The sequence below is a fragment of the Bacillus weihaiensis genome (genome assembly GCF_001889165.1).
Lineage (GTDB): Bacteria > Bacillota > Bacilli > Bacillales > Bacillaceae > Metabacillus > Metabacillus weihaiensis.
Genome location: NZ_CP016020.1, coordinates 191,177 through 216,201, shown reverse-complemented (window position 1 = coordinate 216,201; position 25,025 = coordinate 191,177). Strand labels below are relative to the sequence as shown.

The 25,025-nt window shown below is 38.4% G+C and carries 24 protein-coding genes and 1 pseudogene; 4 read left to right on the top strand and 21 right to left on the bottom strand.

Going from position 1 to position 25,025, the window contains the following annotated elements:
- Positions 1–210: 210 nt before the first annotated feature.
- Positions 211–2,028, bottom strand: a complete 1,818-nt coding sequence (locus A9C19_RS01000) for a solute:sodium symporter family transporter (RefSeq protein ID WP_072578226.1) — start codon at positions 2,026–2,028, stop codon at positions 211–213.
- A gap of 295 nt (positions 2,029–2,323) precedes the next feature.
- The gene (locus A9C19_RS21935) at positions 2,324–2,467 is read right to left on the bottom strand and encodes a YwzD family small protein (RefSeq protein ID WP_099092726.1); all 144 of its coding nucleotides are present in this window, start codon (positions 2,465–2,467) and stop codon (positions 2,324–2,326) included.
- A gap of 534 nt (positions 2,468–3,001) precedes the next feature.
- Here A9C19_RS21935 and A9C19_RS00995 point away from each other — a divergent pair.
- Both A9C19_RS00995 and A9C19_RS00990 read left to right on the top strand, forming a co-directional pair.
- Entirely contained in the window at positions 3,002–4,621 is a 1,620-nt protein-coding gene (locus tag A9C19_RS00995) for an SWIM zinc finger family protein (RefSeq protein WP_072578225.1), read from the top strand.
- A complete protein-coding gene (locus tag A9C19_RS00990) occupies positions 4,614–7,376 on the top strand; it encodes a DEAD/DEAH box helicase (RefSeq protein WP_072578224.1) in 2,763 nt (920 codons plus the stop codon). Before A9C19_RS00995 ends, A9C19_RS00990 begins: the two co-directional genes overlap by 8 nt.
- Positions 7,377–7,569: 193 nt before the next feature.
- Here A9C19_RS00990 and A9C19_RS00985 read toward each other — a convergent pair whose 3' ends face one another.
- The 15 genes and pseudogenes from A9C19_RS00985 to A9C19_RS00925 form a co-directional block, all read right to left on the bottom strand.
- Positions 7,570–8,472, bottom strand: coding sequence for an AEC family transporter (locus tag A9C19_RS00985; protein WP_072578223.1), 903 nt, complete (start codon positions 8,470–8,472; stop codon positions 7,570–7,572).
- Positions 8,473–8,583: 111 nt separating this feature from the next.
- Positions 8,584–10,014, bottom strand: a complete 1,431-nt coding sequence (locus A9C19_RS00980) for an aldehyde dehydrogenase family protein (RefSeq protein ID WP_072578222.1) — start codon at positions 10,012–10,014, stop codon at positions 8,584–8,586.
- A 29-nt stretch (positions 10,015–10,043) separates the two neighbouring features.
- Positions 10,044–10,778: a GntR family transcriptional regulator gene (locus A9C19_RS00975; RefSeq protein ID WP_072578221.1), complete on the bottom strand. Its 735-nt coding sequence runs from the start codon at positions 10,776–10,778 to the stop codon at positions 10,044–10,046.
- A gap of 45 nt (positions 10,779–10,823) precedes the next feature.
- Positions 10,824–12,164, bottom strand: coding sequence for a sulfoquinovose isomerase (sftI, locus tag A9C19_RS00970; RefSeq protein ID WP_072578220.1), 1,341 nt, complete (start codon positions 12,162–12,164; stop codon positions 10,824–10,826).
- Positions 12,165–12,766: 602 nt separating this feature from the next.
- Entirely contained in the window at positions 12,767–13,084 is a 318-nt protein-coding gene (locus A9C19_RS00965; RefSeq protein ID WP_072578219.1) for a 2-acyl-glycerophospho-ethanolamine acyltransferase, read from the bottom strand.
- Positions 13,085–13,128: 44 nt separating this feature from the next.
- A pseudogene (locus A9C19_RS21435) lies at positions 13,129–13,236 on the bottom strand (IS1595 family transposase); the annotation flags it as partial.
- Positions 13,237–13,378: 142 nt separating this feature from the next.
- Positions 13,379–14,107, bottom strand: a complete 729-nt coding sequence (locus A9C19_RS00960; RefSeq protein ID WP_072578218.1) for a GntR family transcriptional regulator — start codon at positions 14,105–14,107, stop codon at positions 13,379–13,381.
- A 391-nt stretch (positions 14,108–14,498) separates the two neighbouring features.
- Entirely contained in the window at positions 14,499–16,544 is a 2,046-nt protein-coding gene (locus A9C19_RS00955; RefSeq protein WP_233499222.1) for an alpha-glucosidase, read from the bottom strand.
- 19 nt (positions 16,545–16,563) lie between these two features.
- Positions 16,564–18,342, bottom strand: a complete 1,779-nt coding sequence (locus A9C19_RS00950) for a solute:sodium symporter family transporter (protein ID WP_072578217.1) — start codon at positions 18,340–18,342, stop codon at positions 16,564–16,566.
- Positions 18,343–18,445: 103 nt separating this feature from the next.
- The gene (locus A9C19_RS00945) at positions 18,446–19,117 is read right to left on the bottom strand and encodes a DUF4867 family protein (protein WP_083584240.1); all 672 of its coding nucleotides are present in this window, start codon (positions 19,115–19,117) and stop codon (positions 18,446–18,448) included.
- Positions 19,118–19,195: 78 nt separating this feature from the next.
- On the bottom strand, positions 19,196–19,876 hold the full coding sequence (locus tag A9C19_RS00940) for a transaldolase family protein (RefSeq protein WP_072578216.1): 681 nt from the start codon (positions 19,874–19,876) through the stop codon (positions 19,196–19,198).
- 292 nt (positions 19,877–20,168) lie between these two features.
- Entirely contained in the window at positions 20,169–20,318 is a 150-nt protein-coding gene (locus tag A9C19_RS21620) for a hypothetical protein (protein WP_158515036.1), read from the bottom strand.
- Complete coding sequence (locus A9C19_RS00935) at positions 20,315–20,521, bottom strand: hypothetical protein (protein ID WP_145925766.1); 207 nt, start codon at positions 20,519–20,521, stop codon at positions 20,315–20,317. Before A9C19_RS00935 ends, A9C19_RS21620 begins: the two co-directional genes overlap by 4 nt.
- 256 nt (positions 20,522–20,777) lie before the next feature.
- Complete coding sequence (gene ssb, locus A9C19_RS00930; RefSeq protein WP_072578214.1) at positions 20,778–21,131, bottom strand: single-stranded DNA-binding protein; 354 nt, start codon at positions 21,129–21,131, stop codon at positions 20,778–20,780.
- A 172-nt stretch (positions 21,132–21,303) separates the two neighbouring features.
- The gene (locus A9C19_RS00925) at positions 21,304–21,720 is read right to left on the bottom strand and encodes a hypothetical protein (protein WP_072578213.1); all 417 of its coding nucleotides are present in this window, start codon (positions 21,718–21,720) and stop codon (positions 21,304–21,306) included.
- Between the two features lie 269 nt (positions 21,721–21,989).
- Between A9C19_RS00925 and A9C19_RS00920 the strand changes: the two genes are divergently transcribed.
- Together A9C19_RS00920 and A9C19_RS00915 are read left to right on the top strand one after the other, a co-directional pair.
- Complete coding sequence (locus A9C19_RS00920; RefSeq protein ID WP_233499311.1) at positions 21,990–22,400, top strand: helix-turn-helix domain-containing protein; 411 nt, start codon at positions 21,990–21,992, stop codon at positions 22,398–22,400.
- 67 nt (positions 22,401–22,467) lie between these two features.
- Positions 22,468–22,908 (top strand): YwpF family protein, encoded by a 441-nt coding sequence (locus tag A9C19_RS00915; protein ID WP_072578211.1) that lies wholly within the window; start codon positions 22,468–22,470, stop codon positions 22,906–22,908.
- Between the two features lie 273 nt (positions 22,909–23,181).
- Here A9C19_RS00915 and cotJC read toward each other — a convergent pair whose 3' ends face one another.
- The 4 genes from cotJC to A9C19_RS00895 form a co-directional block, all read right to left on the bottom strand.
- The gene (gene cotJC, locus A9C19_RS00910) at positions 23,182–23,751 is read right to left on the bottom strand and encodes a spore coat protein CotJC (RefSeq protein ID WP_072578210.1); all 570 of its coding nucleotides are present in this window, start codon (positions 23,749–23,751) and stop codon (positions 23,182–23,184) included.
- Between the two features lie 55 nt (positions 23,752–23,806).
- Positions 23,807–24,073, bottom strand: coding sequence for a spore coat protein CotJB (locus A9C19_RS00905; protein WP_072578209.1), 267 nt, complete (start codon positions 24,071–24,073; stop codon positions 23,807–23,809).
- Positions 24,070–24,330 carry a spore coat associated protein CotJA gene (locus A9C19_RS00900; RefSeq protein WP_072578208.1) on the bottom strand — a complete coding sequence of 87 codons (261 nt, stop codon included), beginning with the start codon at positions 24,328–24,330 and terminating at the stop codon, positions 24,070–24,072. The genes A9C19_RS00905 and A9C19_RS00900 overlap by 4 nt, the downstream gene beginning before the upstream one ends.
- Positions 24,331–24,543: 213 nt before the next feature.
- On the bottom strand, positions 24,544–24,858 hold the full coding sequence (locus A9C19_RS00895) for a hypothetical protein (protein ID WP_072578207.1): 315 nt from the start codon (positions 24,856–24,858) through the stop codon (positions 24,544–24,546).
- Positions 24,859–25,025 lie beyond the last annotated feature (167 nt).

Genomic DNA, 25,025 nt, shown 5'->3' with positions numbered 1-25,025 from the left:
CTTGTTGACCTAGCTAGAAGTGCATGCGAAGAGTAGCTATATAAAAGCATTAAGGAGGGAGATACACTCAGGGACTTAGACTCAAAACACTCTAGAGGATGGCATATAAAGAGAATGTCAGGTGGTGTATGCCCTAGACAGATTAAAAGGTGCCAGTCCCCCGGCGCTTTAAAGCGCTGGGGGACTGGCACCTCGTTTATTCCTCGTTTATTACTCGATCTTCATAAATGCAGGGTCCACATTCTTACTGAGTTTGAGTTTTTTCTGTTTCTTCTCTGTTTTGTTGTCGCTTTGTAGGTACTGACTGTACTTCATGTTCCAGTGCTTCAGTGAGAAGAAGATGAGTAATGCTGTTAAGACTAGAATTCCGGCAACAACTGGCCAGAATAATTGTGATACGATTCCACCTGTGTAGGCGAGTCCGATTGGTGAGAAGATGACATATGTGATTGCTACACTTGATAGTAGAATAATTGATGTTGCAATCGCATATTTCCATGGAACCATATCAACCTCTGCTGATACTTTGAATGGATTTGGTCGTTCTAATGGCTTCATGTAGCCAATAATGATCATCATACTTACTTCTATCGCAAATAAAATCGCATAGATATGAATGAAGTGAATTGGTACTGTATAGTCAAATAATTGATTTGTTCCCCAAACTAGCATGTAGTAGGCAAAGACGTGGAAGATGATAACCACTTTTGCAGCTAATGCTGGTACTTTTTTCGATAAAACCCCGACTAGTACAATCGCGATAATTGGAATATTGAAGAATCCTGTGAATTTACGAATAAGATCCCATAATCCGTCTGGAGCATACATAAGTAATGGTGAGATGAAAAAGGATACGAGGGCTAATGCCGTTCCAAACCATTTGCTGACGGATATTAATTTTCGATCATCTGCGTTACGGTTTATTTTTTGCTTATAAATATCTAATGCAAACATCGTTGCTGCACTGTTTAATAATGAATTAAATGAGCTGAAAACAGCTCCCAATAATACCGCTAGGAAGAAACCAGACAAATACGTTGGTAACACATTCGCAATTAATGTTGGGTACGCTAAGTCAACTGATTTTAATGAATCTCCGTACAAGTGAAATGCAATAACACCAGGAATCATCATAAATAACGGAATTAACAGCTTATAAAAACCCGAAAAAATAACCCCTTTTTGTCCTTCCGCTAAATTCTTTGCCCCTAGTGTACGTTGGATTACGTATTGGTTGGAAGCCCAATAAAAGAGATTTGCAAAGATCATTCCAGTAAAAATGGTACCAAATGGTACTGAATCCTCACTTGATCCGATACTATTTAATTTTTCACTATCCGTAACCGCTATGGTTTTCATCCCACTTAAAAGATTTCCGTCTCCTAAAGCATAAAAACCAAGAACAGGAACTAAAATCCCGACAATCAGTAAGCCGATTCCATTTATGGTATCGGAAACAGCAACTGCTTTTAATCCACCGAAGATCGCGTAGATTGCTCCGATAATTCCGATAATCCAAATTACTACCCAAACTGATTGCACGTAGCTAATACCAAATAGCGATGGTACATCAAATAGTTTAAGAACTGCTAGTGCTCCTGAATAGAGCATTGAGGGGATCGTAACAAGTATGTATCCTAACATAAATAAAATAACTGTATACTGCCTAACACCTTCATCAAATCGTTTACTTAAGAATTCTGGTAGCGTGGTGAAGTTACCACCTAAGTATTTAGGTAATAGATAAAGTGCCATGATAATAATCGCAAACGCTGCCGTTACTTCCCAAGCCATATTTGAGAGATTTGTACGATATGCTTGTCCGTTCAGGCCAATAAGCTGCTCGGCTGATAAGTTGGTGAGTAGTAAAGAACCCGCAATAAACGTTCCGGTCAACCCTCTCCCAGCTAAAAAGTAGCCTTTCGAATCGTTCACAGAGTCTTTTGCCTTAAAATACGAGACAATTGCTACAATCGCCATAAAGACAGCACATGAAAGCAAAGTAAACCAAATTCCATTAACACTCATTTTTTGCCACCTCTTGTCAATAATTGTTTAAATGTTGTGTGATAAAGATATATTGCCAAAATTTCAAGCCACGAAACATCAATAAACAAAAATAGGTATTTGGTTGGTGCCTGGTCCCCACCACGTTAATAGGTTAAAGTGTTGTTGGGTGTAAAAGCAAAAAGGTGCGAAAAAGGTGCCAGTCCCCCAGCGCTTTAAAGCGCTGGGGGACTGGCACCAAAAAACGCCTAAAAAATCCTAAAAAATGCAAAAAAACGAGCGCTTTCACAAGCGCTCGCCTTTTGTTCGTTCTATTTTATGATGCGTATACTTTTCTAATTTGTGAGATCAGGTCTTCTAATAGCTCAGAAGTTGTGAGGTCCTCTGATTTTTCGCCCTTATCATAGGCACTTTTGAGGATTTCAAGCAGCGCTTCTTGTTTCAGCTGAGTTTCTCTCATATTCAACAAATGTCCTTTCTTATTTACATTTTCAGACAATATGGAACTATTATACTAGCATTAGTAAGAGTGGACAAGACTTTTCTTACTCATTTCATAAATTTTACATTTTTACTCGAATTTTCTTTTTCATTTTGTCCATTTACACGCTTCGTCATTTGCTCTGTTTTTATGTCCCCGATTCCTTCTTGTACGAAACCTTTTTGATTGAAATAATTTAAGGTATAATAAAAGAATTAGGTTTTTTCTATGAAACCTTTTCTTAAACGATGCCGCATCTCATACGCATTACTCTCTCTATTCAGAGAGAAAACCTTGTATCTACGGGTAGGGTAAAATCCAGAACTAGGAATACTCCCGAAAGCAACACTCGAAACGATACAACTGTGTTTTTTCCTATTTATCGTCAATCTGTAATTGGTGAAATTTCACCTTACATAACATGAGTCAATCAAATCGCACTACATATATAGATAGGTACACCCAATATCCCCTTACCTTATCGTCATTGGTTATGAAAGGAGTTTATCCGTTATGCTTGGTCAGGAGCTTAGTAAAGAGCTTGTGCTTGGTGCTGGTGAACAAATTAAGAAGATACTTTCTCCGCATCGTGAAGAGGACCGCAATTTAGTGAAAAAAGGTCTTATTTTATTTCGTCAGGGCAGTATTTATAATGTGAACACAACCTCTTATACGGTCAACGCGAAAGTACAGGATGTGACAAGTGTTCAAGTTCAGCTTGATCTAGAGGATTTTATGATGAGCACCTGCACCTGTCCTGCTGAAAATATTTGTCGCCACCAGCTTGCTACTTTCTTATATGTATATGCAAGTGTGGACCGAGTCGGTACATTCGTAGACTTATGGAAGGAAGAAAAGTCAATAGACGATGTCATGAAGCATGTAAAAAAGGCGAGTTCTCTTCTCCATCCAGAAAAAGAATACGAAGACTCGTCACTTGCAAGCTGGATTGCTTTTTTTGATCGGGAATATGAACGATTTGAATCACAGCTTGTGTCGCAAAATCAACTTTTCCAAAGCCTTTTTCACCATTATTATTCTGCTTTGAAAAAGAAGGCACCTAAATCTCCTGAGATGAAGCAATTTTTTATCGTGCAAGCATCCGTTACCGTCTTTCTTAAAATACTACAGCTAATAGAAGAGACGAAGCCAACTGACTATATGTTACAACATATTATTTATCCATATGTTGATCAGCTTAGGGATACGATTCAAACGGCCATCGATGAAATGAAGCGTTATGCTCTTCCCTTTGCACTAGATCCATTGCTTGTAGATAGTGTTGAACGCTTCCGTGATCTCCTCTATACAAGTAAGGTGTATCAATATGATCGAATAAATCTGTACCAGCTTCTTTGGATTGAATTATTACGTCGCGATAAATTTATTTCCATTGAACGCGAGTGGCTTGAGGGCTATTTAGACTACGAAACGGACTATGCAATTGAAACGGAAATTGCGTTAATGCATATGAATTTTCTCCAATCAAAGGATGATGAGATTTTTTCTCGTCTCCAAACATTGCCGCCAACCGCTTTACCCCTGACCTTTAAGTGGGCAGAGGATATTGTAAAAAAGAAAAATTGGAAACGCCTAACGAACTGGATCTCGTTCATGATGAAGCAGGCCACAACGTATAAAAAAAGCGAGCTTTCCTTTGAAGAAAAGCACTATGATATCTCACATATGATGAGAATTATTCGAGAATATGCAAATGCGACAAAGGATACGGCTTTCTACGATCGGGCTTGTAAGCAGATGCTTCCATATACATACGCTGAATATCACGACCTTCTTCTAGAAAAAGAAGATTTCAAAACCTGGCTAGAGCTTCAATCTCTCTTAGGCTTTTCGATCTATGAAATTGACTCCTACCTTTTAAAGGAGATTGAGAAAAAAGAACCAGGTGTACTGCTTCCTCTTTATGCAAAATCCGTCAAGGAGGAAATTTCCTTAAAAACTCGTGAAAACTATAAAATGGCCGTTCGCTACTTAAAACGAATGAAGGCTCAATATAAAAAGCTAAAACGGGAAGAAGTCTGGGAAAATTATGTGCAAAACCTCGCAGAAGAGCATAAACGTTTACGCGCCTTTAAAGAAGAATTAAAGAAGGGAAAGCTCATTCATGATTAATACGACTAGCATCGTTGTTCACGCCGAACAAATGGAAGGCTATCATTTTTATATATATTGTACAGCTGAACAGGATGAAATTCCGCTTAAAGTGGATGAATTTTCTCGCTGCCTTTTCACTTGGCATGAGTCCTCCTTTTATGGAACGAACCTTGAGGATATTAGCTATATCGGGATTCCTGCCGTACAGCTTTCACCATGGATGATGGTCGAGCTACTAGGAAAAGAAACCTACAACTCACTTGCATCAATTGCTCTATCAGAGGATACCGAAAAGCTCGCTAACCAAGCTCATACCATCTACACTCTTATTCAAAATGGTGAATATGCACCTGATTTTGACAGCTGGAAGCAAGGGATTACGCGCTTTAAAGATGCAAATAGTGAATTAACAGGCTTTGCGCTAGAATGGTTCTCTGCTGCTGTAGCAGATTTAATCGAAAATGATAAGATCCTAGCTGATGCTTGGGCAGATATCGTTAATGCTTACCCAGTCTTAACCTCCCATCAAGGCCATTTTATTGATGAACGTGATTTTCATGAGAAGATTGGCTGGCATGTAGACGATACCCCATTCACAGTTGGTCTACGTCTAAATGAGCCTGAATCAGCAGATGATGACTGGCAGCTTGAAATCCTCCTTCGAGACAAAAAAGCAGAGGATGAGGTGCTCCATTTTCAAGGGGAGGCATCACTACCTAAAAAATGGAAAGCATTTTTACCAAAAATTGAACGTGAGCAGGAACGATTTAAAGAAGTGGTGCCTTGGTTAAGCTTCCAAACCGGTACGACTTATGTAACAGAGGATGAAGCATGGCTCTTCTTAACAGAAGCAAGTGAAACCTTCATACAAATGGGAATTGAAATCCTTCTGCCTTCCTGGTGGCAGGTTGTCAAGGATTCTCAGCTCATGCTAAAAGCAAAGGTCTCTTCCTCCCCTCGAGGTCAGTCATTTGTTGGAATGAATTCACTCATCGACTTTAACTGGCGCCTTTCAACAAACGGGGTGGAAATGACAGAAGAAGAATTTCACCAGCTTGTTGCTCAGCAGCGCCGACTCGTAAACTTTCGCGGACAATGGATTAAGCTCGACCCTGCCTTTATTAAACAGGTGCAGGCTATCCTAAAGAAAGCGGATAAAGAAGGACTCCATTTATCCGATATCCTCCAGCAGGAGCTATCTGCGAAGGATGTTAATGAGGATACTGAGGAAATCCTTGATACACGCGCTTTTGCCAACATCCAAATTGAGCTTAATCAACAAATGAAGGGGCTACTTAAGAAGCTAAGTGATACAACCGAGCTTCCAACTCATACAATGCCTACTGAATTCCAAGGAACACTACGTCCATATCAACAAAACGGTGTGGATTGGCTCTTATTCTTGCGCAGCGTGGGCTTTGGTGCCTGCTTAGCTGATGATATGGGACTTGGTAAGACGATTCAGATGATCGCTTATTTTTCCTATGTAAAACAGCAAGAGCAACCGGAGTATCCTGCGCTCATTATTGCCCCGACCTCTGTTCTTGGAAACTGGCAGCGAGAGTTTGAAAAATTCGCACCTCATCTCAATGTTCAGCTGCACTACGGACCAAATCGTCCAAAGGGAGAACGATTTATTCCATCGATAAGGGATTGCGATGTTGTGTTAACCTCGTACGGCCTTTCCCATGCAGATGCTGAGGAAATTTCCTCCGTTTCATGGGGTACGATATGCTTAGATGAAGCTCAAAATATTAAAAACGCGCATACGAAGCAATCTCGAGCAATACGAAAGCTTCGCGGGCAGCATCACATTGCCCTAACAGGAACACCGATGGAAAACCGACTAACGGAGCTTTGGTCAATATACGATTTCTTAAATCACGGCTACTTAGGGAGCTTGCATAGCTTCCATAAAAAATATGTTCTACCAATTGAAAAAGATCGAGATACAGAGCAAATTGAACAGCTCCAACGTTTTATCAAGCCATTTTTACTACGTCGGACTAAGCGTGATGAACAAGTGGCTCTAAACCTTCCTGATAAACTGGAGCAAAAGGAATTTATCCCACTCTCCGTTGAACAGGCGTCCCTTTATGAGCAGCTTGTCAAAGACACCTTTGAGCAGGTTAATTCTTTAGCTGGCATGCAACGGAAAGCATTAATTTTAAAAATGCTAGGAAAGCTCAAACAAATTTGTAATCATCCTGCACTCTATTTGAAAGAAGCACAGCCAAAGCAACTAATTACTCGTTCACATAAAATTGAAAAGCTGATCGAACTTACCTCGGCCATTCGCGAACAGCAGGAAAGCTGTCTCATTTTCACCCAATATATTGGCATGGGTGACATGATGAAAAAACTTCTTGAAAAAGAATTAGGAGATAAGGTTCTCTTCTTAAACGGGAGTCTAACAAAAACCGAACGCGATCGCATGGTGGAATCGTTCCAAAACAAGGAATATCCGATCTTAATCTTATCGTTAAAAGCAGGTGGAACGGGGCTTAACCTCACAGCCGCTAACCATGTCATTCACTATGATCGCTGGTGGAATCCAGCTGTTGAAAACCAAGCCACTGACCGTGCCTACCGAATTGGCCAGGAACGCTTCGTCCACGTTCATAAGCTGATCACAACCGGAACAATTGAAGAAAAAATCGATGGCATGCTCGAGAAAAAGCAATCCTTAAACGACGAAATCATCCAAAGCGAAAGCTGGATCACCGAGCTCTCATCTGACGAACTTGAAGAACTATTTACACTGTCACTATAATATCATTCACTCTGAGAAGAATACTTGATAAAGGAGTATCTGATCGCATGGCAACAAAAACAGCCAAGAAACCAAAAAAGCAAGAATCTAAAAAAGCTCCGCAATGGGAGAAGCTTGTGAAGTTGATTGAGAAGAAGGTTATGAAGTAAATTGAAGAAAAGGCCCTGCTTATGTGAGCTGGGCCTTTTCTCCTTTATAATAAAATCATGAATAAAGTAGGTAGTGTTACCACACTTAAGATTGTACTCAGTAACGTTGCCGTTGAAACAAATTCCGGCTCTGTATTGAATTGCAGAGCATACATCGTTGTATTAGCTGCAGTTGGCATCGCAGCCATTATAATCATAATTTGCTTCACCATATCGTCGACTGGCAAGAACAACGTGAGACAAAATGCAATGAGCGGGGAGATTGCTAGCTTTGTGAAAAGAGAGAGAGAGATTTTTTCTCTTTCTAGTTTTCGAATAGAGATCTTTGCTAGTTGCATTCCTAGAACAATCATGACAGTTGGAATAGCTGCATTTGCTACCATATCAACAGCAATCAAGATATTTTCATTGATAGGAACGTGAAGGAATTGAAGGCTAACTCCAAGCAATGCTCCGTATCCAATTGGCATTTTTCGAACAGTTTTTAAAGCCGAGCGAATTCCATCCCCTTCTTCACCGCCCTTTGCCGCATAATAGACTCCAACTGTACTCATTAAGAGCTGTTGAATGACCATTAACACAATGGCATAATCGAGACCACTAGCTCCAAATACAAATAGAACAACAGGAGTACCATAATTTCCATTATTCATAAAAGCAGAGGCTAAAATCATCCCACATGTTTCCTTCATGCTATACCTTCGGAAAAATGAAAGAAGATAGATGACTAAAATGAGAAAAAAACATAAAGCAAATGTATAAATTGCTAAATAAAGATATGTCTGGTTAAACTCTGTGGTGTAAAAGGTCCTAAATACTAAAACAGGTGACATTAAATACAAGGCCATTGTTGATATATTCTTTGTATCAAATCCAATCCTTTTTTGGCCAATATAGCCAATTGCAAAAATACTAAAGACTGGAATTAGAATGAGGAAAAATTCCATTTATGCACCTTCATTCCTACTATTCAAGTAAAATTCGTTATCCAACTCAAAAACGCCCAACATAATAAAATGGAGTAGGCGTTCTTGAGTGGTGCCTGGCACCAAAAATGTTTAAAGGTTTAGGACAATAAGACGTTCTTCTGTCATTTCCTCAATGGCATATTTTGGACCCTCTTTACCATTGCCACTGTTTTTCACTCCACCATACGGCATGTGATCTACACGGTAAGCAGAAGCGTCATTAACAATTAGTCCACCTACTTCAATTTCACGTGCAGCTTTCATTGCAAATTTAAGATCATTTGTAAACAAGCCCGCTTGTAGACCATATTCAGAATCATTCACTTTTGCAATGACTTCTTCCTCTGTTTCATAAGTAGCAACCGAAACAACTGGTCCAAATACTTCCTGACGACAAACTTTCATGTCATCATGTACATTTGTTAGGATAGTTGGTTCATAGAGAGCCCCATTTCGTTTCCCACCAAGAGCAAGTACAGCTCCTTGTTGAACCGCTTCCTCTACCCAATTCTCCACACGTTCTGCTTCACGTAAACGAATCATTGGCCCAATGTCTGTTTTTTCATCAAGCGGATTTCCAACGACTAACTTTTCTGTTTCTTTCTTTAATAATTCAATAAATGTGTCATATGCTTGTTCCTGTACATATACTCGCTGAACAGAAATACATACTTGACCAGCGTTGTTAAAGCTTTTTTGTGCAACGAGTGAAGCTGCTTGAGCTACATCTGCATCGTGATGAACAACAGTTGCTGAATTATTACCAAGCTCTAATGCTACCTTACGAAGCCCAGCCTTTGAACGGATGTATTCACCAACCCGTGGACTCCCTGTGAACGTGAACATATTGACATCTTTATTCTCTAATAGCCATTCGCCAATACTAGCTCCATCACCTGTTATTACCTGGAAAACTCCCTTTGGTAATCCTGCTTCTTCCATAAGTTCTGCAAGCATTAACGCACATATCGGTGTAACCTCAGCCGGCTTAAGTACTACACTGTTACCTGCTGCAATCGCAGGACCAATTTTATGACAAACAAGATTAACAGGTACATTAAATGGTGTGATTGCAGCAATGACACCTACCGGAACGCGTACAGTAAACGCCATACGATTTTCACTACCCGCAGCGGCTTCAACAGGTACACCTTCTCCATGAATTCGTTTCGCTTCCTCTGCAGAGATGATTAATGTTTGAGCTGCGCGCTCAATTTCAACACGAGATTCACGAATTGGCTTTCCAACCTCTACAGCAAGAACTTGAGCAAATTCTTCTCGTCTTTCAAGTAACAATTGTGCAGACTTCATGAGAATTTCGTAGCGTGCATAAGGCGAAAGTGGCTTCTTAAGTGCTTGTTTTGCTCCTTGAACTGCCTCATCTACATGATCCTTTGTCGCTACTGATATAGTTGCTGTTACTTCCTGTGTGTACTTATCTAAAACATCCATCTTCTCATCGGTTACATTCCAAGATCCATTCATATAAAGACCAAATTGTTTCACAGTTACTGTTGACATACTTAAACACTCTCCTTATCTTTTCTTCTTTACCTTTTTAAATCGATATAATACTGATACTTATCACTACAAAACTTAGTTGTTGTATATTCAATCGGATGGCCTTGTGAAGTAAAGCTCAATCGTTCCATCCTCAGTAATGCTTGCCCTCCACGAATTCCCAATAAATCGGCTTCGTCGATGGTGGCATTTATCGCCGTAATTTTCTCCTTAGCCGTTTGCAGCTCAACCCCGTTTTTTTGCAAAATATCATAAAAGGTGGCGCCATTAAGATCATGCTGAAGAAGATACTGTCCAATTGAATACGGCCAGCTTGATCGTTCAATTGCAATCGGCATTGAGTCTGCAAATCGCAATCGTTCAATCACACAGATCTTCACACCTTTTGGTAGATTAAGCCTTGTTCTCTCCACTTCAAAATCAGTACTGATATTGACTCGAAGAACCTTCGAGCTAGGTGTCATGCCCTTTTCCATGGCTTCCTCTGCAAAGCCTTTAAGCTTTCCTAACGTTCCAATAAATTTATGCGGCTTGACGATGGTCCCTTTCCCTTGCTTCCGGTTAAGTATCCCTTCCTGTACTAGAATGGAAACTGCCTGACGAATAGTTGTACGACTTACCTGAAATTCTTGCATAAGTTCTACTTCAGTAGGAATCATGGAGTATGGCTTCCACGTATTGCTTTGGATCCTCTGGAGCATTTCATCCTTGACCTTTACATATAATGCGCTTGGCTTTTCGGGTAAGGTTACGTTACTTTTCATAACTCCCTCCTTTTTCTTCCTAACTACTTTAGGAGGTATAACCATTTATACATACACATTTGTTTCAAGCTTCAGTAAGCGACCTAACTCAACTAATTCTTTCGTCACATCTCCATACACAAGGGCAAAATGTGGTTCATATCCTGCATTCATTAGTTCATATAGAGTGGATGAAACATCTGTAGCTAGTTCAACTTCAACAGACGTACCTGTAAAAGGCTGTTCAACGTCTAGCGCATTTCCTTTCATTACAAGAAGTCGATATCCATCCGGCGTATGACTTACTCGGAAAATTGTCACTTCACCTGCTTTTAAGCCAAAATCCATTGCCAGCCCTATTTTACGGTTCGGATGAACGCCAGCTGTAGCTCCTTTTGAAGGGTGAGCAAGAGAATATGCTCCTGCACCACAATGCCAGAATACAACTGAATTTTTCTCTTCATCTACATGAACTAGATCTCCTAAGTAAGGTGCACTTCCTTCTGTTAATTGCTGAAGAATGTGCATAGAGATCGAACCATGAATATCCGATTCACAGGAAGTGGCCATTCCATCCTCAGTAAATTGTGATAGAACAGAGCATGGTGCAGCACCTAAATCATTAAAGAAATCAGGCCAACAGCGCATCGCTAACGAATGAATGTTTTCACCCTTGATTTCCTTCTTAATGTACGTAGAGAATTGAGCGAATCTCTTCACTGTTTCATCCTTACGATTTAACCCAATAACTTGCGTTTCAGCTCGATCAACCTCGCCAATCCATTCTTCTTCAGGTAATTCCACACATTCCTTAAATGCCTTTTGTAAATCCATTCGATAAAGACTTACACCAAGTGCATTCTTTAATTCATCCTCATCTGCACCTGAGAAGAAGAAGCCCGGAGGAAAATCTCCTACTACACCTATTTTCATTTTGTTCAGAGAATGAAGAACCTTCATCACCTTAAATTGATCATTAAGCTGAGTGTGTAGTTTTTCTTCATCTGGGTTTCCAAAAACAAACGCAAACGGGTGCTGCTGATTTCGCAAAACATTGCTCGTGCTATTACCGCCAGTTAATGAATTTAATCGCAGTCTCCCACCAACGCTTGGTTCTCTAACAGACCAGACAATAACAGGTGCTGAAAAGTACTCTAAAGCTTTTAACATAAACTCACCGTCTGCGAAGGTGACACTTTGATATAAAATAGTTGATACTTGCTCACAAGAGACATTTTGTAAGAATTTCTCAAGCTCCTCAACGGACGTTAAAATTTCATTTGGTCGAATGATCTTTTGTCCGCACTCCTCAAGCCAATCAATACTTTGTGTTAAATACACCTCTGCTGCTTCAAGATCGAACGTTTTACGTCCAATAGGTAGATATAAAATTGCTGACTCTGACATCCCTTTTCCCCATTTCTCTTTTTCTACTAAACTTTCAAATAAAGTGTAAGACGACTGTCCACACTAAATGACATTCTCTAAAAGGGTAATTTCATATAAGTGATAATTCTTATACGCGCTTCCTTTACATGAATTAACGTTCTAATCTAGATCCTATCTAATAAAACAAATAGATAATGACCTTTTAGTAAAAAGTAGGTACCTTTACTTCTATCATATGAAAACGTCTCCATCATTTCAAGTATTTTCTTTTGTTTTTTTAGATTAATTGTTTAATGAGAGGACTAATTTACACTAGCTACAAGCATTGGTTTTAAAAAAAAGGTAAAGCTTTTTATTTGATGGTCACGACCAATCTTTGAGGGGGGACAATATGAAACAAGTAGGAAAGGAGATCAAAAATCGATATATATCGAGGAATTCAAAGTTCTAACAATACAGGACTTTAGACACTAATTCATCAAGGTTTTTTCATTTTTTCGATTTAAACAAAAGGCTCTGTTAAATTTTAATGTTGATAATTAAGCGAAATTTTAGGAAACCTTATTTATTTGGGTTTCCTCCATTCGTGTTCAACTAACGCATCCGTTAATTAAAGTTTTTTAATGTACAATACGGAAAAATTCATCTGTAAACCCCATAATTAAAGCGTAAAAAATAAGGCTTATAGGCGTTAAATTTACAATTAAAGCAAAAATTCGTTTAGCTAAATTTTCCTTGCTGAACATTGAAATGATGCTTAATGGAATACCAACCAAAGAACTATAAAACGCAATTAATGCGAAGGGTCTCAAGATAGAACCCAAGTTATTGTTCGATGTTGTAGATGATAGATATAAGGAAAATGGTATGACAATAATCGTAGCCAATGCCATATAAAACGAAATTTTAGTAAATACCTTTAAACTTTTCCTTTCCAAAAAATTCACCTCTTTAATAAATTTAAACTGCCTGTAAACAAGGACTAAAGATTGAATTTTGACAATCGTAAACTGTCATTTGTGTCCGTCATTTCAAATACAAATAATGTTAATAGAAACTCTTTAATATTGTGTTTGGTACTCTCATTGCTACCTCATCGAACGTTTGTTTCTATACTAATTTTTCAAGGATTTCAGATAGGTTTCAAATATCAACATTTACCTTTAACAGAGCCAAACAAAAAAAGATGACCCCTTGGTGCCTGGCACCTATTCTTAAGTCATCCTTTCAGCTTATCTTGTCAATTCAATATTATAATGGTATTTATCACTTCTAAATTTTATCTTCGAGAACTCAACTGGACGGTCGTCTAACCCAAAGCTTAGTCTCTCCGTTTCCAGCATGGCTTCTCCACCACGTATCCCTAATAAATCAGCTTCAAAGAGAGTAGCATTAATTGCGGAAATTTTTTCATGTGCTCGTTTTAGAATAATGTCATTTGCCTCGAGAATTTCATAAAACTTAGCACTATCTAAATCTATATCCCGGAATAGCTTACCAATATGTGCTGGCCAGCACGTACGTTCAATTGCAATAGGAACCTGATCGGCAAATCGAATCCGCTCTATAACAAGGATTTCCTCATCATCTGGTACATCAAGCTTTGATTTTTCATGATACAAATCTTTTTTAAATTCAATTCGAAGTAGTTTGGAATTTGGTGTTAGTCCTTTTTCCGTTACTTCCTCCGCAAACCCCTTTAGCCTTCCATTTCCAGCAAGCTGCTGTGACTTTACAATTGTTCCTTTCCCCTGCTTCTTTTCTAAAAGACCATCTTGAACAAGGATGGAAATTGCCTGACGTAACGTTGTACGGCTGACATCAAATTCCTCCATTAACTCCTGCTCAGTCGGAATTAAGGTGTTAGGTAACCATGTTTTATCTTGGATTCGATTTATAAGAATGTCCTTTACTTGAAGATATAATGCAACATTTTTAGAAGAATCAATAGTCCTTTCCATCTTATGTAACTCCTTCCGAGGTTTCAACGACTCTTAGTTTGTCTAGAAGTACCAAATGCGTACAGATTTAATTTATATTTCAAAGTCAGCTTGAACTATTTTTCGTTTAAAATCGACTTAATTTTCTGTAAACATCTGTATTTCTCTATATAATTATAAAATTATAGAATGTAGCTCCAAGTTATCTACTTCATACATCATGACTAGTATAACATACATAACGATGTCCTTAACGATTTCATACTCTCTTAGAAGCCGTTACGGAGCGTACACTTAAGTACAAATTGCATGTGTCTATTCGTCACCCTTCCCCTTATGCAACAGAAACTAAAAAAAATAATCGTTTAAAAAAGGTTGTTGATGCTAGATCAACAACCTTTTCTATACCCATTTATTTAATTGTTGAAACCTGTTCGAATAAAGATTTCCACTCTGATGATTTTCGATAAAATACAGGTGGACAGCCGAGTGGTGCATCTACTGATACGGTTCCACCCGTATACACTTCACCTGACCATAAATGTACCCATACATCTTCAGGTAAGTAAACTTCCCATTCTGTTTGCCCTTCTTGGTGCACAGGTGCAACAAGTACATCTTGACCATATAAATATTCGTATTGAATATGGTATGATGCTTCGTCCTGCTCATAGTGCATAAATAGTGGTCTCTGAACTGGGATTCCTTTTTCTGCATTTTCTTTTACAAGTGACTTTGTATATGGAGCAAGAGTTACATATATATTTGTCATTTTTGCTAAATGATCGAGCGACTCTTGGTCATCATCATATTGGAAGCAGTCGTATGGTCGATTTCCTTCATGCGTTCTCATGACTGGTGTAAATGCTCCCATTTCTGCCCATCTCATGAGAAGCTCTTTTGAACGCTTGTTTCCATGAAGACTTGTGTAACCTCCAATATCACTATGATGCAAGCCACAGCCTACCATTCCAGATGAAAGTGCAGCTGGGATAACAGAAGCTAAACCATCATCTAATGTCCAGTCCACACTTTGATCTCCACCCCAAAGTAATGTGCAATACTTTTGGATACCTGTGTAACCTGCACGCATAAAATAAACTACTTCTCCAAGCTTTCCTGCTTCTTCCACTGCTTCGTAGTTTACCTTTGCCCACATCGTTGGCCATGCATTGTGCATGATTTTTGCATCTACACCGTTATGCAGCACAACATCTGTTGGGAGATATTCACCGAAGTCAGCCATCCAGCCATCAATACCAAAATCAATCATATTCTCTTTAATAACCGAACGATACCAACCTGCCGCTACAGGATTTGTAAAGTCGACTACTCCACAGTAGAACTCCCCAAAGTCTACTAAATACGTATCACCTTCCACTGTCTTCGCTAAATATCCTTTTTCGTTTGCATGCTGGAAAAGATCTCCTTCCACTGCAACATATGGATTAATATAGCCAAGGAAACGAATACCTTTTTCCTTCCATTCATGAATCTTCGTATCAAGATTTGGATATTCCTCTGGATTCCAGCGCCAGTTCCACATTAACCGCTTACCAAAAGAGGTAATTCGTTTGCCTTGCCAATCCTGACACCAAACTCCACCAATCTTAACTCCACTTTCAATAGCCTTATCAATCTTTTTCTCCACGACTTCAGTTCCACCTTGAATACCTAGCCATATGCCATTGTATGTCCACTCCGGTAATTCAGGCTGACGTCCAAAACGTGCAGTGATTTTCTCAACAAGCTCTAAAAATGTTGGAGCTCCTTCAAATATAATTTCTGCTGGAACATCCCATACATGTAGCTCATGAAATGTAGGATTGCGGAAATCAAAATCAGCATATGCAGTCGTCTCAATGTGACAATAATATTTCTCACTAGAAACATATGTCGGTTGTGGGAAATTCGTATGATAGTAATCTCCACCTGCTTTGTCTTTCACATCAGCTTGCCATGTTACATAGGTATTCTTATTTCTTCCGACTCCTGGTTCAGATGTCCAAAGTGGAAAGTTTTTTCCTCGCATGTTGAAATGAGATAATTGCTCTCCACACCCATAAACCTTTTCATTTTGATCCGCATGTACACGAAGCCAAAAGCGATTAATGCTATCAGAAGCAAAATCCGTCGTTAATTTCAGTTCGTTATCTGTCATTGATAATGAAAATTTGAGTAAGGTTTCTTCTTCTTTACTCTTCTTAAAGGATAAAGTAATCTGACCGTCATTATCCTCTACCTCAACATAGCGTAGTGGTGTTCTCTCAATCACGTAATCTCTTATATCAAAATTGCCTCGATACATATCTATCGTTTCTTCGCCATAACCAACATATATAAGAGGCGTAGCACTACTATGCTTTAAGATTGGTTGATCATTCCAAAGGACTTCAAAGCCATCTATCGTTGATTTCACATGCATTTTGTAAAACGTCTCTAGCCCTGCGATAATCATATTTTCCCTCTTCTCTTCATTAAGCTAATTTTTTATTTTCTTCCTTTAGATCAGACTGCTGTTTTGTAAGGTAATTTGCATATTTACGATTCCAGCTTTTCAACGAGAATACGCTAGCGATAATGGATAAGATTAGCACACCAACCATCGATGGCCAGAACATTGGTGAGACAATTTCCTCTCCGTAAGCAAGACCGACTGGTGAGAAGACAATATATGTCATAACGATAAGCGTTAATAAAATAACCGTTAATAATAAAGAATATTTCCAAGGTGCAAGGCTTACTTGAGCATTTGACTTGAACGTGTAAGGTACCTTTAGTGGCTTCATTTTTCCAATGACCATCATGATTGCAACTTCGATAACAAATAAAATGGCATATACATAAATGAAATTAATTGTAATTTCCGTATTGAAGAACTGCTTTAATCCCCAAACAAGCATGTAATACGTCACGACGTGGAATCCAATAACAACCTTCGCTGCTAGTGCAGGAATTCGTTTTGACAAAAGTCCGACTAATACAATGGTAATGATTGGTATATTAAAGAATCCCGTGAAACGTCGAATTAAATCCCATAACCCATCCGGTGCATTCATTAGTAAAGGTGAAATAAAGAATGAAACTAGGGCAATAATAGTACCGAATATTTTACTAATACGGATAAGCTCTTTGTCTGTTGCACTTTTCTTTAGAGGCTTATAAATATCTAAAGCAAACATCGTTGCTGCTGAATTTAATAGTGAGTTAAAGGAACTAAGCACCGCACCTAATAAAACAGCAAGGAAGAAGCCTGACATAAATAAAGGTAAGACATCCGCTACTAATGCTGGGTAGGCTAAATCGACAGGCTCCATTCCTTCCCCATACATTTGATAAGCAATTAAGCCCGGTACCATCATAAAGAATGGTATAGCTAACTTGAAGTATCCAGAGAAAATAACACCTTTCTGTCCTTCTGCCAAGCTTGCTGCACCTAGTGTACGTTGGATTACGTACTGGTTAGTACCCCAATAGAATAAGTTCGCTAAAATCATCCCTGTAAATATGGTTCCAAATGGCACGGAATCTGTATTTGACCCAATGGCGTTCAATTTCTCCGGGTTTGCCGTAACAACTTTACGAACACCTTCCATCAAGCTTCCATCACCTAACGCAATAAATCCTAATACAGGAACTAAAACCCCAATAATTAAAAGGCCAATTCCATTAATTGTATCCGAGATAGCAACCGCTTTCAAACCACCGAAAATTGCATATATTGCACCGATTATTCCCACAATCCACACAATAACCCAAACTGACTCTTCATACGTAATTCCAAGCATAGTTGGTACATCAAATAGTTTTAATATTGCAAGTGCACCTGAATAAAGAACTGATGGAATTGTTACTAAAATATAACCTAACATGAAAAGTAAAACTGATAAGCGACGAACACCTTCGTCATATCTAGTATTCAAAAATTCAGGTAATGTCGTAAACGCACCACCTAAATACTTTGGTAACAAATAAAGCGCCATAATAACAACAGCAAAACCAGCCGTTACTTCCCACGCCATATTAGAAAGATTTGAACGATAAGCTTGGCCATTTAAACCTATTAATTGCTCTGCTGATAAATTCGTAAGTAATAATGATCCAGCGATAAACGTACCAGTCAACCCACGACCAGCTAAAAAATACCCGTTGGAATCGCTTACATCATCTTTAGATTTTAAATAAGATACCCAGCCAACTAACCCCATAAAAAAGATACATGAAAGCAAGGTAAACCATATATTTGACATTTCCATACGCAAATCCCCTTTATTATTGTGTATATAGTACTATAAATCTAGCTAAATGTACTAGAACTATTTTACAAGAATTATATATTAATCCAATTTTCAAATACTTTTAGTAGTAAATTTGTATGTTCTCACCCTTAATTCCAGGGTAGGCGCCTTTTTCAATTAACACCTGTCTTTTTGGATGTGCTAATAACCATTTATTTGTCATAAATAACAACGAATCCTCTTCCGTCAATTGACTTACTTCCTTACTTAACGGTAAATTCGTTCCCTTCGGCAAAACAACAATCGCTTTAAAACCTTCATCCTCAACTTTACAAGGAGCAAAGTGCAATGTTGTACTATATAACTCAATTACAGCACCCTTCGGTACATAAAATGCCTTCACCTTACTAGATTCATAGGAATTTCCATTTATATCTTGAACCTTCCCAAGCAGTAAGACAAAATCCGTTATCGCAATATTGATTTCATTTCCTTTATGATATTCTAAACCGTTTAAAGTAGAATTCACTCCATTACAATATCCTATTTGAATTGGCAATCCGCCATATACCGTTTCTCGGAATCGTTTCTCAATATGTGTTTGTTCCATCTCTTCTACTGAAGCAACATATACATTTCCATCTTCAGGTATCTCTGTTGTATCCATATATTGAACAAGCTCATCTATTTCTATATTCAAAAGAACTCTTCCAAATTCACTAAAGGCATCTTCATCAATGTGGTGAAAATCCACATGGTGATTTGCTTCTTTAATCGTTATATACCTTTCCAAAGGAAGTCCTCCTCGATCTTTACTTTGAAAGGGCCCTCAAAGGAGATTAGCTCCATTGAGGGTCCTACTTGCTCTAGCTTATAATACGATTTCTTCTTCCTTCACCGTGTTATCCCAAGCATTTCTAAATACATTTAATCCATAATCAGTAAATGCATGGTGAAAGCTGTTTTGATACACTTCAAAACCACATGTTACGATATGCGCGCCTGTTTTTGCAGCATCTACAATTTGCTTACCATTTCGTAATGCAGCGACAATCACTTCAGTATCATAATCATAATTATTATAAATCTCTACAATATCTTGAATATATTGATTAGTATCTTCTCCACTATTTTCCTTCCAGCCAACAAACGGCGAAACAAATTTTGCTCCAATTCTAGCAGGCTGTAAAGCTTGTGATGGAGAGAATACTAAAGTAACATTTGTGCGTATTCCTTCTTTTTCTAGCTCTTTTGCTGCAATTAACCCTGGCTCAATACATGGAATTTTAATAATAAAATTATCATTCAAAGCAGCGATTTTTTTTCCTTCTGAAACCATTTCCTTCGCATCAGTTAAATGAGGGTTAATTTCAGCGGAGATCGGAAAATTCTTTACCCCACTAAATTCACTTCCTAATTCATCTAAAACAGTCAAGAACGGTTTTCCACTGTTCATAATATGACGTGGGTTAGTAGTAACTCCATCAATTCCCCAGTTTTCATACGCATAACGAACCTCTTCAATCTTGGCACTATCTAAAAAATATTTCATCCCTATCCCTCCGAATATTTTAATGATCAACATATACATAATGACCTTTATTTAAAAGTAGGTACCTTTGTATCTATCATATGAAAACGCATTCTAATTATCAAGTACTTTTTTTATTTTTTTTTAGAATATGGAAAAAGAAGAAAATAAAAGGAGTATAGCTGACTAAAATCCTAATAGAAGCATAAAAAAAAGCCTCTCAGGGAGATAGCTAGCGAAGGAATGAAAGGAAGATTATTTTGTTTTACTATAAAGATCTTTACTACCTTTTCATTACTATAATAAACTCTTTTTAAACTATCTGATTTTCAATATACCCCCTAGTCTTCTCAAGATAATTAATCTCGGTATCATGAACACCAGCTTTACTACTTAAAAAATCAATATCTGTTTTAGCCTTATTTAAGTCAGCCGAATACACTTTAAAAGCATCTGTGTTCAAACTTTTGCTTCCATCTTAATGAAATGGCTTCGACATTCACTTGCAAAATTGTCTACTTTTCCATCAAGTCTTGAAACCCTCTCCTTCACACCTGAAACCTCTTTTGAAACTCCAGTAAGCTGCAAATTAACCTTGTCAGACTTTTGGTCCATCTCCACCATCCATTGGTCGATCTTATCAAACCTTTTTTCAACCATAGTCATGAGTTCCCTTAATAGCTTTTCCATTTATATTAAAAATTCGGCTGATTACCTAGGCAAGTAACCAGCCAAAAAGAGAGGGAGTGAGGGGACATGATTGATTCTTTGTTTGAAAATATACGCTCGTTAGCTTCGAACCCGGGTGCTTGCTTTTTCCTAAGTGAGCAGGTTTGAGTCAGTATCAAGACTCACGTCTACACGCGCACTTACGGTTGAATATTATCTCCTAACAGTCGTATCTCTTTTAAAGAAAACACACTTATTTTTCTTGCTCTTGTTCAACTAATTCGCGGGGCTTACTACTCATAAACCGAACCGAGTCTGCAACAACCTCTGTGACATACACTCGATTTCTCTCAGCACTTTCATAGCTTCTTGTCTGAACTCGACCCGTTACACCTACGATTGATCCTTTTCGACAGTAATTGGCAGTGTTCTCCGCGGTTCTTCTCCACACTGTACAATTGACAAAGTCTGTTTCAATTTCTCCAGCGGAGTTCTTAAAGTTTCTACTAACAGCTAAAGTAATATTTGCAACGGGTGCACCTTCTGCTGTGTAGCGTATTTCAGGATCCTTGGTGAGTCTACCTACCAGAATTATTTGATTAATCACTCCAACCCTCCTTTCTATTCATGTACAAGCATATTGTACTCGAAAGGTACGAGTTGGAAAAATGAATAAAATGGCGTTTTAGCTTTTAAAAATCCATTAAATCGTTAGGATATCTCGATCATTCATATTATTTTTTTCAAAAAGCATAGCTATTATTTTATTTTATTGTTTCCTATTTTGGTAGATCTGAGAGATGTTGAGGTGTGTTGACGATATAAGATATATGGTTTTCGCCACTGAAGTTAATACTTTGAAGAATTTTTTGAAAGAAAATCGATTCCGTTATATCTGGATGAAGAGGAGATTCTTTGAAGTATTCCTCCATATCATCCCAGGTAAAATATTGGATAGAAAGCTTTCTCTGCTCTAGTTGGAAGATGATACGAAGAAGATGATTATGATCGATTGTTTCATACCTGATGTCAACAGTAGAATGTTTTGGCACTCGAAAATGGTGTAGATTCATCTCATCCTGAATGTGATGGTGATCGGCTACTCGTAAGATAACAATTTCTTGATCTGAAGTTTCTCTTACCTGTAATTCTTGTGGAGAATCTAAAAAAATAGATTTCAGCTTGAATGGGATCATTTTAAACCTCTTCTCTATTATGTAATTTTATTCCATATGTATATTGTACTATTTTTCTAAAAAAATAAATACCTAAATCTTTACATTTTTCATCATTTTCTCGGTCATTTCTCCCGCATCCTCCACCTTTCTTGCTTTTACATACTTAGGTCAAAATATCTACTTTGTTCGTTTTTAGCACAAAACTTAAATTGTTTCCGATTAGAACATATACAATTTCTCGTCTCTATTACGATAACAGTAACGTCGTAGAAGGGAATTGTTTGTCTATGAAAGAGCTAGAAAGATTCCAAATGAATATGAAATATTATCGTGAAAAAAATAATTGGTCTCAAGAAAGACTTGCTGACTTATTAAATGTGTCACGATCTGTTATTACTCGACTCGAATCTGGGGAACAGGAGCCTGATCTGTCCTACTTACTTTCATTAAGTGAAGTTTTTCAAGTAAGTATCGGTCATTTAATCGGAAAAGACAACCAAACGAATCAATACTTATATGAGGTATATGGTAAGTATGAAACAGAAGAATCGTTCTTGCACATCATTGATTATTTAGTGAAACAGCCTAAAATGGCCTCTATGCTTCAACAGCTTTTGCTTGCAAAAACAAAGGACCGCAAGCTCATTGAGGATATCCTTGTGTCAGTTGTGGAAAAAGCAACGAAGATCTCAGAATAAGAGATTTTCTTTTTGAGCGCTTTCATATGGTATAATGAAGGAAAAGCTCAAGTGAGGGTGAACGTCAATGAAAACATTTAAGCTTGTCGATTTGAAATTGAGATTTGACGAAGAAAAAGAAGCTCCTCCAGAAGAAATTCCGTTAATCGATGGACTTGTTGTCAATCGTGAAGATGGGGAGAATTCCTGGCTCATTGAAGCACTTATCCCAGACAATTTTCAATCGTACTTTCAAACCTTATTGGACGCCGATGAAAAGAAGAAAGTATTTGTCACCATTTCTAAAAAAACAAACGCACCCGCTCAAATCCTCGCTCGTGTGAAAACTATCACACCACTTGAACCGAACATCTCGATCTTATTAGATGGACGCTTATTAACATCAAGACCTGTCCACGATCCAGCAGAACTGCTCCAAACCTTGATGGAACAAGGGTTGGCAAAAGAAGGCTTGATGGTTGAATTTAAGAAAAGAATGCAAGAACGGAAGGAAACCACCAAGTTATAAATGGCTGCATCTTTAAAGGTGCGGCTTTTTACGGCTGAAGGAGGTCAAAGTAAGAAGGTATTTCTCTGTTTAAGTGACCTTGTTAGTAGCCCGCTTTACCGAATCGTTTAACTTTAGGCAGAATGCGTCTAACTTTACCTTATCATTATCAAACCTTAATTTTTGCGGTGCTCATAGTTGTATCACTCCCATAGTTTTTACGCACCTCATAGTCTCAGCGCCCCCAACCTCACTTCGTTACCATAAAAAAAGCCGCACAAAGGCGGCCCTATACTAAAAAATCTTCTTCCGATCACGCTCATCCTTTAAAATCTCTACAGCTTCTCTAAAGCGCTGGGAATGGACGATTTCACGTTCTCTTAGGAAAGCCAGACTATCGTTTAAATCTGGATCGTCTGATACGTTGATGATCCATTGATAGGTGGCTCTTGCTTTTTCTTCAGCTGCGATATCTTCGTATAGGTCAGCGATTGGATCTCCTTTGGCTTGAATGTAGGTGGCTGTAAATGGAACTCCTGCTGCGTCATGATAGAAGAGCGCTGAGTCATGGTTCACGTAATGTGGCGCAATGCCTGCTGCTTTTAATTGTTCAGGAGTTGCGTCTTTTGTGAGCTTGTAGATCATGGTTGCAATCATTTCTAAATGAGCGAATTCTTCTGTTCCAATATCATTCAACAGTCCAACTACTTTATCTGGAATCGTGTACCGCTGGTTGAGGTAACGAAGTGCTGCTGCAAGCTCTCCATCTGCCCCTCCGTACTGTTCAATTAAATATTTGGCTAGTGTTGGGTTACAAGTGCTCACCTTTACAGGATATTGTAGTTTTTTTTCATATACCCACATAGTCGATCTCCTTTCGTATGTATGGCCGGTTAGAGCCCGACCTTTTTTCGTATACCTATACCTGCCAAGGCCATGGGGCTGTTCCCCAGCTCCATTTCGCATCAGCGTAGCTTCCTCCATATTGAAGAAGCATACCGAACTTCGATTCAAATACTTGCTTTAGCTGCTTACTATGTGCGGCACATTGGTTAAATTGCTGCAGTGCCTGCCTATCATCTGGATGTGTATCCAAATAAAGTGTCAGCTCAACGAGGACAAAGTCAATGGCTTGAATGTCTTCAAGTAGCGTGTAATATTCATCTGGAAGCTGCTTATTCGTCATGGTGTCGTCCTCCTTTTTCCTTCGTACGGATTTTTATAAGGATCATAAAGCGCTGCCCATAACGTACCTTTCTTTAAAGCCTCCTTAGGAGAAAACTGCTGTAAACCTGGTGGTTGAAAACCCATATATAATTGTGGTGGAGTGGAATAGTATTTCACACCAATCGGTGGACAAGGATCAAAGCGACTATAGAACGGTTGGTACGTTTTCATATAGTCTAGATGATGCGCAAAAGGAGCATTAGGATTATTCATCATCACTCACCTCTTCTTTGTAAAGTACGTAACCGGTTCTCTACATCCTATTCAAGGTAGATGTGAATTTATGTATGAAATGGTTCAATTACGGGAGGAATTTATTGCAATTTGTAGATTTCACGTCTGTTGGAAGGATTATCCTTATAAAAAGGATACTATCACTAACATAAAAAAGGTAACCTCATTTAAAGGTCACCTTTTCTTTGAACAAAATTATTCGTTATTTTCTTCTTCATCAACAGTGCCGTCTTCAGTCAAGTCTTGACCTTCTTCAGCACCTTCTTCCATCATATCTTCGCCTTCGTTCGTACCTTCTTCCATCATGTCACCAGTCTCATCCATACCTTCTTCCATTTCCTCGCCAGCTTCGTCCATGTTTTCTTCCATATCCATGTCACCGTTTTCTTCAGCTGGATCTTCTTCCATCGTGTCTTCCGGTGGTGCTGGATCTTGATCGTCTGTACAACCTGTCACGATCATCGCTGCTAAAAGTGAACCTGATAAAGTTAATAGCCATTTTTTACTCATAATTATTGCTCCTTTCGATGTTGACCTTCGTTATTGTTTTGGTCTTTGCTTATGATGCCCAATCCATTCATTTTCATTCATGTTTTTTTCATATGCTGCTATGCTTTATTTAGACAAGTTTTCTTTTAATGAAACCTTTATGGGAAAAAAAGAGACAAAGGACCTAT